The organism is Paenibacillus sp. YN15, from assembly GCF_003285005.1.
GTDB lineage: Bacteria > Bacillota > Bacilli > Paenibacillales > NBRC-103111 > Paenibacillus_AR.
The window spans coordinates 247,604-258,089 of the sequence record NZ_QMFA01000006.1 but is presented as its reverse complement, the minus strand read 5'-3'; the positions used below and the strand labels follow the sequence as shown (position 1 = coordinate 258,089).

Genomic DNA, 10,486 nt, shown 5'->3' with positions numbered 1-10,486 from the left:
GGGAGTACAATGTCCTCCTGACTAGATGACCTCTTTGGTCATGTTATATTTGATGCATCGTTAGTGCGCTCAGACGCAAAAGAGCCGGTTTTTCTTGAAATAACGGAACCACAGTCCGGCAAAACCGACGAAACAAGCCGGCACAACCAAACAAACACAAAAAAAGAGACGTTCCTAGTACACGCGTCATCCGCGAAGAACGTCTCTTGGCTCAGTAATCCTCAACCTCAATGTCAAAATCATCCTCATTGCTGCATAAGCATTGCCGGAAGCCCGTCTCCAGCTTGCCTTTTTCCCATCTCCCCTTCAACACGAACTTCTCGCCGCACTGCTTGCAATAGATTCTTACCTTGGTCCGGCCCCGATTCATAGCGCCTCCTGCAATCCCGGATATAGTCCCAACACATACCTACATCCAGTATGGACACCATCAGGAAATTTTAATCTTTTCCTCCCGGATCACGGCCCGCAGGGGAGAACGGTCATTGGCCCGGTTTACCCGCATCATGCTCTTCCTCCACAGGAACAGCATCAGCGGAATCATCAGCCACATCCAGTAAGGCTTGGCGTCAAGGATAATGTAATCGAACACTCCATGATAGATCACCGGCAGACATATGGAGTAGAAAAGCTCTCCTTTTTCCGACGATCCGCCGCGGAACTTGGCTTTGCCCATGTGGTAACCCATCATCACCCCGAACAGCGCATGGCCGGAAACCGGCAATAAGGCCCGCATGATCAGCGAGGACATGGACGGCCCGAACAGCAGCGCGTACATGACATTCTCCATGGTGGCGAAGCCCAGGGAAACCGCCGTTGCATATACAATGCCGTCGTACGGCTCATCGAAGGCCTGATGTTTATAGATGAGGAAGTAGAGAATAAACCACTTCAGAAACTCCTCCAGAAAGGAGGAATAAACGAATGAGTACAAAATCGGGTTCTCGCCGAAACCGAGCACAAACGCCCGCTGCAGCACCATGGTGGGAAATACCAGCAGCACCCCCATAATGAACATGCGGATTACCGTGTGTACCGGCTCCGACTCATAGCGGTCCTTCAAATAGAAATAAGCCAGCAATGACAACCCGGGCGCAATGGATGCCGCCAAAATGGATAACAGGAACAAGCAAACGTTCCCCCTCTCAAAGCAACTTAATCCCTGCCTTAGGACGGATAAGCTGCGGTAAGCCTAACTACTTCATTCTATCACAAGTCAGCCTTCAAGGGTTTGGCAATTCTTTATATGGCAAAAAAAATGCACCCTCACCAACTGCTCAAGTTGAGGATGCTTAAAGGCGAAGCACGTCCGCCGCGCCGACTATGCGTTATTGAAAATGGCTGCACAGCACTTGAACCGCATTCTCGGCAATCACTGTTTTGCCGTATTCCTCCAGCACCGCCTGGGTAACCGAAGTCGCTTCTCCATATTCGGACATAACGGCGATCAACGCCTGGTAACGGCTGTCCTTCTCATCCCAATCGGAAGGCTCCACCTGAAGAATGTACCGGTTCTTGTAAGAGAATAGCTTGCCGCCCTCCGGCAGCATGGGGAGAACCACCTTTGCCATACGAAGCAAGTCCTCGAAATCGGAGAACGCGTAGGAAATCAGCTCGCTCTCTTCCAGGGTGACTTCCATCTCATATATATCTTCCTCTTCCTCCGCGGAGTCGGAAGCGGGACTGTTCATTTTGCCTCTGGTCACAATTACCACCATGCCTTGGGCAGGCAGCGCAAATACCTCAACGGCTAACGGGCCTGATGCGTCAAAGCCCAGCTCGGAATAAGCCTGCTCCATCATCTCGCTGAACAGCTCGTGGACCTTGGGAATCTCCCGCCACATGTCCTCCTTTTGGATCCCGCGCTCCGTCAAGTCGTCGAAAGTGAGGAAAATCCTTATCTTATCGGTACTCAAACGTTCAATTTTCATTTACAGGACCCTCCTTTTTGGCCAGCTCGGAACCAAAAGCATACCATAGTAATAGTTTATGAAGGTATTGCAAAAAAAGTGTACAAAAATTACCTTGCCTGTCCGCCTTGCAGCCTCCGCACAAACCGGCGGGCCGCCTTCGACACAATCGGTAAAGATCCGACGGAGCCAGGTGCTATTATTATAGCATGTTACCACTATTGATTGCGAATTGCACCGGAAAAATTGTGTATAACCAAGTACATTTTACGGGTAATCCGCGGAAGAGTTTCGTGAACGGGCAGAGCGGCCGCTTCCCCCATTCATGCCAAACGCCGGAGGATATTCCTCCGGCGTTTGGGCCGAACCCGCAGGGCTACGGCTGGATATGGTAGACATACGCCTCATGAATGGACCAGTACCTGGCTACCGCCCCGGTTTGGACTACCCGGATATAACGGGCCGTCTGCTCGGGAAAAACAATGGCGGTCACAGCGCTGCCGCTGCCTGAAGCCACCGGCTGCCCCCACTCCGCTCCGTCCAGCGAAACGTATACGCTGTAGCCGCGGGGATAATCGCCTGCGCTGCCGGATGCATCCAAGACCAGCTTGTTGAAGGTCAGGCTCTCCTGCATGTCGATCTGGAAATATTGGCCGTACACCTGATTGGATACAGTGTCCCATCTGGTGGAGGCATTGCCGTCCAACGCCCTGCCCGCTCCCGCCGGATTATGGGAGGCGGTGGCGGTCCAACCGGTGCGGTCCAGATACGGCTCCTTGGTGGTGAAGGCTGCCGGCTGGCTCAAGGGGGAAACATTCCCGGCGGCATCCACCGCCGCTGCCTGGAAGAGATAGCCGGTTGCCGGGACAAGTCCCTCCACCGTATGGGAAGTCCCCGCAATGAGCGCGCCGCCGTAAGGCTCCCCTCCGTTGAAGAGGCGGTAGCCTGCCACCTGTCCGTTGTCCGTTGACGGCTGCCAGCTTAGATGGGCGGAGGTTTCCGTAATTTGCGATGCGGCAAGACCGGCTGGGGCCGTGGGCGGTTCATTGTCCGTGCGGTACAGGTTGATTTCCGCCAGGGTCCAGGGGGCGGCACCGGTTCCCGTCTGAACAATCCGCACATAAGAAGCGGTCGTGTACGGGAACGAGATTACCGTGACCGGCGCCCAGGCGCCTTCCGCTACCGGACTGCCCCAGTCCTCCCCGTTCCCCGATACATAAAGCTTATAGCCGCGCGGATATTCACCGGAATGTTCTCCCGCATCCAGCACCGCTTGATTAAAGCTCCGCTCCCCGCCCAGATACAGCTGGTAGTATTGTCCGTAGGTCTGGCCGGTAACGGTGCTCCACACAGTGCTCCTCTGTCCGTCCAGGGCCATATTGGCCTGGGCCGAGTCCGGCGACGCCGTTGCCGTCCAGCCGGTGCGGTCCAGCGGCGCGTCCATGGTTTTGGCAGTGGCCGCCGGACTGTCCGGGGAGACGTTCCCCGCATGGTCTCTGGCCCTGACGGTAAAGCTGTACACCGTTGACGGCGCCAGCCCTGCGGCCGTATAAGCGGTCTCGGCAATGGCCGCCGGATTCAGCTTGATCCCGTTGGCATAGATATCGTAGCCGCTTACGGCCAGATTGTCCTCCGAGGGGGACCAAACCAGCAGAACCGAGTTGGAGGTGATCTCCCGGACCTCCACACTTGTCGGAGCCGACGGCGCCTCCGCGTCCTCGTTGTATATAGCCAGATCATGGATGGACCAGTAGCGGGAGATGGCGCTGGTCAAGGTGATCCGCACATATCTGGCCCTCTGCTCCGCAAAGGGGATTGCCGTTACGGCGCTGCCGGTTCCGGAAGCTACAGGCGCGCTCCAGACGGCGCCATCCGCGGAGACGGCAACGGCGTAACCGCGGGGATAATCCCCGGAGCTTCCCGAGGCATCCAGCACTAGCTTGTTAAAGACAGCCGTGCGGCCCAAATCCACTTGGTAATACTGGCCCGCCGCCTGGTTGGCGCCGGTATCCCAGCGGGTGGCGGCGCTTGCGTCGATGGCCCTTCCGGCGCCGACCGCATTGTGGGAGGCGGCGGCGTTCCACCCGGTCCGGTCCAACGCGCCGGGAAGCGTGGCCGCCTCTTGCCCGGCGCTGGCCGGAGACAGATTCCCTGCCGCATCCTTGGCCCGGACGGTGAAGACATATTTCACACCCGGATTCAGGCCGGTGACGGTGTAGGCCGTTCCGGCAATCTCCGTTGCATTCACCTTGATTCCATCGGCATAAACCTCATATCCGGCAATCCCCTCGCCGCCGGATGGCTCCCATGCCAGATCGATTTCCGTCTCCCGGTGGGCAACGGCAGCCAGATTGGCAGGGGCCGGCGGCAGCGTCCAGCCGCCGTCGGCGCGCAGGGTATAGACCCGCGCCTCTTCGCTGGGGGCTGAAACGCCTGCCGGGCCGACTGCCCTGATGCGGTACGTATAAAGCGCATCCGGGAGCAGACCGCTGTCGGTGAAGGAGATCTGGCCTTGGGCCGTGGTCCCCGCCGTTTCCCATACCGGGCTGCCGTTGCAGCGCCGCTCCACCGTGTAGCCGGAGGCGGAGGCTTCCCCGCTCCAGGAAAGCCCGATGGAGGAAGCGGTGCGCAAGGTGGCCTGCAAGAGCTGCGGCGCTTGCGGCTTGGCCTCCGGCAGCGCCAGCAGAGCATTCACGGCGGCAGTAATGCCCGCAGCATCATTGGCAATGATGTTCAATACGTCATATTCGCCCACAAAAGCGGAGTTGGTGTAGGACACAGCCGCCTCTCCCGCCGCCAAACCATTCCCTTGCTCCGGCAGCAGGAAGCCTCTTGCCTGATCCAGCAGAAGCACATTGGTGGCGCTTGAGCCCAGCAGGATCAGATCGGTCTCTTCTGTTTTCCATTGGGGATAGGCCAGATAGGTTTTGTAATCCTGCAGACTCCTGACCACACCGCCCGGCTCCGCCAGCCCCAGCGCCGCGCTGCGGCCCTTGCCCGCATAATACTGGACCAGACGGTTGGCCTCGGCCACCATGGCGGGATCGGCATTCTGGCTGGCCGTCAGCGCCACGGTGAGGGGTTTGCCGGTGCGGGCGGTGAAGGCCAACACCTGCTCGGTCCGGTCAATCCGCACAGAGCCCTCGGGAGCGGTCGGCTGGGCAGGCGCCGTAATTTGCACAGAGGCGGACAAACCGCTTAACAGCTCCTTGACCGTAACCGTGTAGCCGCCTGCATCCGTGGCCTTCAGCGGCAATTGGGCGCTCAGGCCGGTTGCCGAGTAGACTGCGGCCGGGCCGCCGCCCCCGGCGGGGGCAACCGTCCATTCCAACGGAATCCCCGTCATGGGATCGGGATTGGCGATCATTGCCGCCGCCTCATAGAAGCCGGATTCTCCCAAGCTCAGGGAAATCTCCGGAACCGTCACCTCGGCGGGAGGCAGCGCATACCACTGGAAGCCATGGGCGTTCAGATCCACCTGGGAGGCCTCCGCCTGCGTCACCTGCCGCCCCAGCCGCACATCATAGATGGGCCGGGAGGTGTTCCAGGAAATCTCCCCTGTTTGCCCTACCAGATGCTGCTCGTTTCCGGGCTCCGTGCTGTGCTGCTCATTCAGGACCGTCACATAGCGGGTATCCCCCGCCCGGGTAGGCACCGCCCATACGGTAGAGCTGGCGGATACCGCTTCCGGCTGCGGCTTGCCGGCCATCAGGCTGCGGAGAATGGAAATATTGTCGGCATTCCGCTCCAGCAGCAGCCGGGTTTGATCCGTATTGCTCTGGATGGTATAGGCGCGGATATTCATGCCCGAGGCCACGGAGGCCACAGGCGACACGGATTCCGCATCCCGGATAATCACGCCGCCCTGCTCCACAAACGCGTCCAGTTCGGCCGTAATGCCGTCGTACCAATGCCAGCTGTCGTCATACTGGTTCAGCCCGGTGAGCAGAATAGTCTTCACCGTGGAGGGCAAACCCCGCTTCAGCTCCTCCGGGGTAATCACCTTGGAGGGCCATCCGGCGGCATGGGTCATAAACAGCGCCTCCGTCACCTTGCCCTCATGGGAGGCATTCAGGAGCCCCTGCTCAGTTGGCTGGGCGCCGGCATTGTCCGGCGCATAGCCCGCGCGCAGGAGCGCCTGCTCATTCACATACAGAATCCCGATGGACGGCTCCGGCTCGGTCATGGCATAGGCTCCGCCGTATTTGTGAATCCATTGGTACAGCTCCTTCTGCTCGGCGATCATCTGTGGCTTGGCCACATTGCCTCTGTCGTTGGGCAGGGAATTGGTGCCGATGGACTGGATGCCCCGGGTCAGCGTCATGGCGTAGGTTTTTTCCCGGTCCGCCTTGCCGAAGAACAAGGAGAAATCATCCTGCAGCGCCCAAGTGGTCTTTACGGGATTGTAGCTCTTCAGCCGGTCCAGCAGGGCAACCTGATGGAGGGGCTTGGAGGAGGCCAGCTCATTCCAGTCATAGGCGCTCTGCACCGGAATTTCCTCATGCATCTCCTTGCCGGGAATGGTGGCCCAGTTCCAGCCGCCGCGCGCGCCCACGCCGGGAGAGCTGCCGAAGGAGCCGGTGGTCATGGCCAGGCCGGGATCAACAGCCTGCACCGCCCGGGCAAAATACCCGTAGTTCCGGAAGGTATCATTGTAGCGGGCGATATAATCGGTGAAGGCCTTGGTGGTCTCTGCAAAGTGCTCATGGGACTTGGGATTGTACGTTCCCTGCAGGCTGGGGGCAAGAGGCGTCACCAGCGGCTGGCCGCTCAGGGTCTGGAACTGCTCATAGGCCCTTCCCCACGGGCGGTTGGGATGGGGCGCCGCCCAGTCCCAATATTGGGCATAGCCCGCATTGTCCGCCCCCAGGCTGACCCCTGCCAGATTGGGATAGATGCCCAAGCGCTGCAGGCCCAGTTGGAGAATCCGGTACAGCGGCTGGTGGAAATCCGGCAGATACGCGGTATAGAACGGCAGGTTCTGGCTGCGCAGGTCAAAATAATTCAGGTCGGTCATGGGAATCAGGCCAAACTGCACGCCCCGGTCCGCCAGCTCCTTGGCCACCTTGTCGTGGTTGTTGGACTCGGGCGGATTGGCGCTGAAGTTGGCGAACTCAAATACTCTGTCATAGCCCGTATCCGCCACATAAGCGGCATAATCCGCCGGGCTGCCGATGCTTTGGTAGCTGGCGGCATTTTCCGGATGTTCGGAATGGAAGAAGCCGCCGGCGCTCATGCCGTGGGGCAGATAGATGAAATTCACTCCCGTAGGCGAACGCGGCACCTCTGTCCCGATCCGGCTTTGCAGAGAGCCGGAAGCAGGCGTATAGGACGGGGTGGCCGGCTTGGCCGCGGACAGAGCCGCAGCATCCTCATTCCATTTGGCCTGGTTGGGAAAGGTTTCGGGCTTATTCAGCGTCTTGACGGCAATGGCCGGACCGCTGCCGGGAAGCTGCAGGTCAACCTCAATGGGCTCATCCTTGGGATTGCCCGGCTCGATATCCTTAAGCCCCGCATCAAAGGCTACAGGTCCCCTTCCGTCCACCCAAAGCTCGTAGGGCTTGCCTTTTTCATTCTGCGGCAGCAGCAGGGTCAGAGAATTGAAGGTTTTGCTCCCGCTGTTGTAAATCTCCGTCCCTTCCGATTTCAGCACCACATTTTTTACCGCACCGGCGGAGGCGCTTGAGATTTTCACGGGGAAGACCCACAGGGAATGGTCCCATCCCCATGTGCGCGCCGTGGGATCGGTGGTATACATATAGGTTTGCCCCCACCGCCAATAAAGCCCGCGCACCCAATGTCCTCCCGGATTCAGCACATTGTCATAGGGCTGGCGGAGATTGGGCATGCTGTTGGGGCTTTGCTGCAGCCAGATTTCCGTCTTGTATTCCGCTCCCGCCGCGAAGGGCTGGACCGTTTTGGCGGAGCCGTCTGCCTGAGGAATGGTCAGGGTAATGGCCGGCCAATCCACCGCGTCCGGCCCGTCCGCCCGGGCGGCCAGCTGCCGGGTTTTGGAGTTGGTGCTGGCGCTGCTGAACAGGCCCACCGGCATATCAAAGCGCTCCAGGCGGAAGGTGGCGTACTTTTCTGGGACGGCGAAGTCCCCCGCCTCTGCCGGACGGGTGGCGATGGTGCCGTTTTTGTCCGCCTGAATCTGATCGAAGGTCAGGGCGGCTCCATAAACCCGCAGGGAATCGATAAGCCCGCGGAACCCGTATTTGATCATTGCCCGCAAGCCGGAATCATAATGCCATTCCGTGCCGATCAGCATATCCACGTCATTGGGCAATGCCCCGGGATAAGCGGCGGCGGGGCTCACCGATCCGATGAGCGTGCCGTTTACATAAAATTTGACGCCTGTGCCTTCCTCGAAGGCCACCGCCACGTGGAACCATTGCCCGGCCTGGATAGCGGGGGAGGTGAAGGACCAGATGTTCCACTTCTCCCCGTAGTCGTAGCCGAACCGGAGCTTGTTGCCTTCCAGTCCCAAATAGAAGGTGGTGCCCTTCCAGTTGGCGTCCCGCTTGCTGACAATGGGCTGAAAGGAATTCAGATCCTGGGGCTTGATCCAGGCGGAGATGGTCATCTCATTGCTGATTTTGTCCAGCAGCCCGGTGTTGGCCACCTTGGCCTGATCGGCTCCCGTCAGCGACAGCGCCTTGCCGCCTCCCTGCCTGCCGTCCACAAAAGCGGCCGGAGCTGCAATGGCTCCGGACAGTCCCAAGCCGCTGCTGTCGGCGAGGAGGGTGGCATTCTGGGCATCCGGCTCCATTTCGTAACGGGCAATCAAGGGCACGTGAATGACATCCTTGGTTACCACCTCCAGCGCATCGCTCAAGGGCGAACGGTTGCCCGCCAGGTCCACCGCCTCCACACGGAAGCTGTAGGCGGTGGCCGGAGATAAGCCGGTCAATTGCCAGAAGGTGCCGGTGGTGTAAGTCACAAGCTCCGTACCGGCGTACAGGTTGTACCCCATAACGGCAATATTGTCCGTGGCCGGATTCCAGGTCAAATCCAGTTGGGTATCCAGCACATTGGCCGCGGCAAGACCGGAGGGTTTGGAGGGCAATTCCGTATCGGGGGCCGCGGTGCCGTACAGATTCAGATCATAAATCGACCAATAGACGCCGGCCGCCCCTGTCAGAATGATCCGCACAAACTTGGCGGTTTGCTCGGGGAAGGTCGCCACCATCCGGGAGGCGCTGCCTGTCCCTGCCGCCACCGGCTCGCTCCAGACCGCGCCGTCGTCGGAGACGCGGATTTCATATTTGCGGGGATAGTCCCCTCCCCCGTCCAGCACCAGCTTGTTATAGGCCTTGTCCCCGGGACCGGTATCCACCTGGTACCACATGCCCGTTGCCTGGGCGGCGCCGGTGGTCCAGCGGGTGCCGGCGCTGGCGTCAATGCCCTGCTTGGCCGAAGCGTCCCCTGCCGAGGCCTTGGCAATCCATAAGGTTCGGTTCAAGGGGCCGGTGGTGGCCACCTCCAGAGCCTGGCTTTCCGGGGAGGCATTGCCTGCCTGATCAAGGGCAACCACCGTAAAGGAATAGCTTGTATTGGCGGCAAGCCCGCTGATTCTGGCAGAATTGACGGATGAAAAAACTACCCATTGGGCTCCGGCGTATATGTCATAGCCATAAACGGCGGCATTGTCCGTGGAAGGCGTCCATTCCAATTGGACCTCCGCGTCATAAACGGCGCTGGATTGAACATTCACGGGAGCCGACGGGGGCACAGAATCCTCTCCCCATGTCCCGAAGAGATTGAGATCATAGATGGACCAATAGTTGCCGTTGGCCCCATTGGAGGTAATCCGGATGTAGCGCGCCGTTTGGGGAGCAAATTCCACAGTCAGCGTGGCGGTGCCGCTTCCGCTTGCAATGGGCGTCCCCCAGGTTGTCCCGTCGGCGGAAACCGCAATGCTGTATTGGCGGATGAAATCTCCCCCGCCCTCCAGAACCAGCTTGCTGTAGGTTTTGGGCGCGGCTCCCGTATCAATTTGAAACCACATGCCTGCGCCCTGGGCGGTGCCTGTGGTCCATCGGGTAGAGCTCGTATGATCCACGGCCAGCTTGGCGTCAGCCGTTCTGTGTGAAGCGCTTACAATCCATCCCGCACGGTCCAGCGCCCCGCCGACAAACGTATAAGACGGGCTGGCGGCGGAGGTATTGCCCGCGGCATCCCTGGCTTTCACCGTAAAGGAATGGCTGCCTCCGGCAAGACCGGTGACCCAATAGTGGGGAGAGCCATTGGGAGTTGACCCTACAAGGGCGGCTCCGTCATAAATGTCATAGGCCGCCACGCCCGTATCATCTGTGGAGGGGGTCCAGGCCAGGTGGACGGCATCGGAGGTTCTCCATAAGGAACCGGGGTTTGTGGGGGCCGTGGGAGCCTGCGTGTCCGCAAGCGCTTTGGCAACATGCGCGGGAATGGCGGATGAAGCCAGTCCCATAATCAGGGTCATAATGAGGATGATGGAAATCCATTTTTTGGGTACAATTTTCATTATATACCTCCTTCAGTTTCGTGCAAAACAGGATGATGCCTCAAGCATCAAGTCCGGCGGGCTTTCATTA

At 59.4% G+C, this 10,486-nt stretch carries 4 protein-coding genes; all 4 read right to left on the bottom strand.

Annotated elements, in window-relative coordinates:
* Window positions 1-211: 211 nt before the first annotated feature.
* Window positions 212-370 (bottom strand): hypothetical protein, encoded by a 159-nt coding sequence (locus DQG13_RS30705; RefSeq protein ID WP_181592640.1) that lies wholly within the window; start codon window positions 368-370, stop codon window positions 212-214.
* Between the two features lie 60 nt (window positions 371-430).
* Window positions 431-1,129, bottom strand: a complete 699-nt coding sequence (prsW, locus tag DQG13_RS08040) for a glutamic-type intramembrane protease PrsW (RefSeq protein WP_113019230.1) — start codon at window positions 1,127-1,129, stop codon at window positions 431-433.
* A 199-nt stretch (window positions 1,130-1,328) separates the two neighbouring features.
* A complete protein-coding gene (locus DQG13_RS08035) occupies window positions 1,329-1,931 on the bottom strand; it encodes a genetic competence negative regulator (protein WP_113019229.1) in 603 nt (200 codons plus the stop codon).
* 355 nt (window positions 1,932-2,286) lie between these two features.
* A complete protein-coding gene (locus DQG13_RS08030) occupies window positions 2,287-10,416 on the bottom strand; it encodes a discoidin domain-containing protein (RefSeq protein ID WP_113019228.1) in 8,130 nt (2,709 codons plus the stop codon).
* Between the last annotated feature and the right edge of the window lie 70 nt (window positions 10,417-10,486).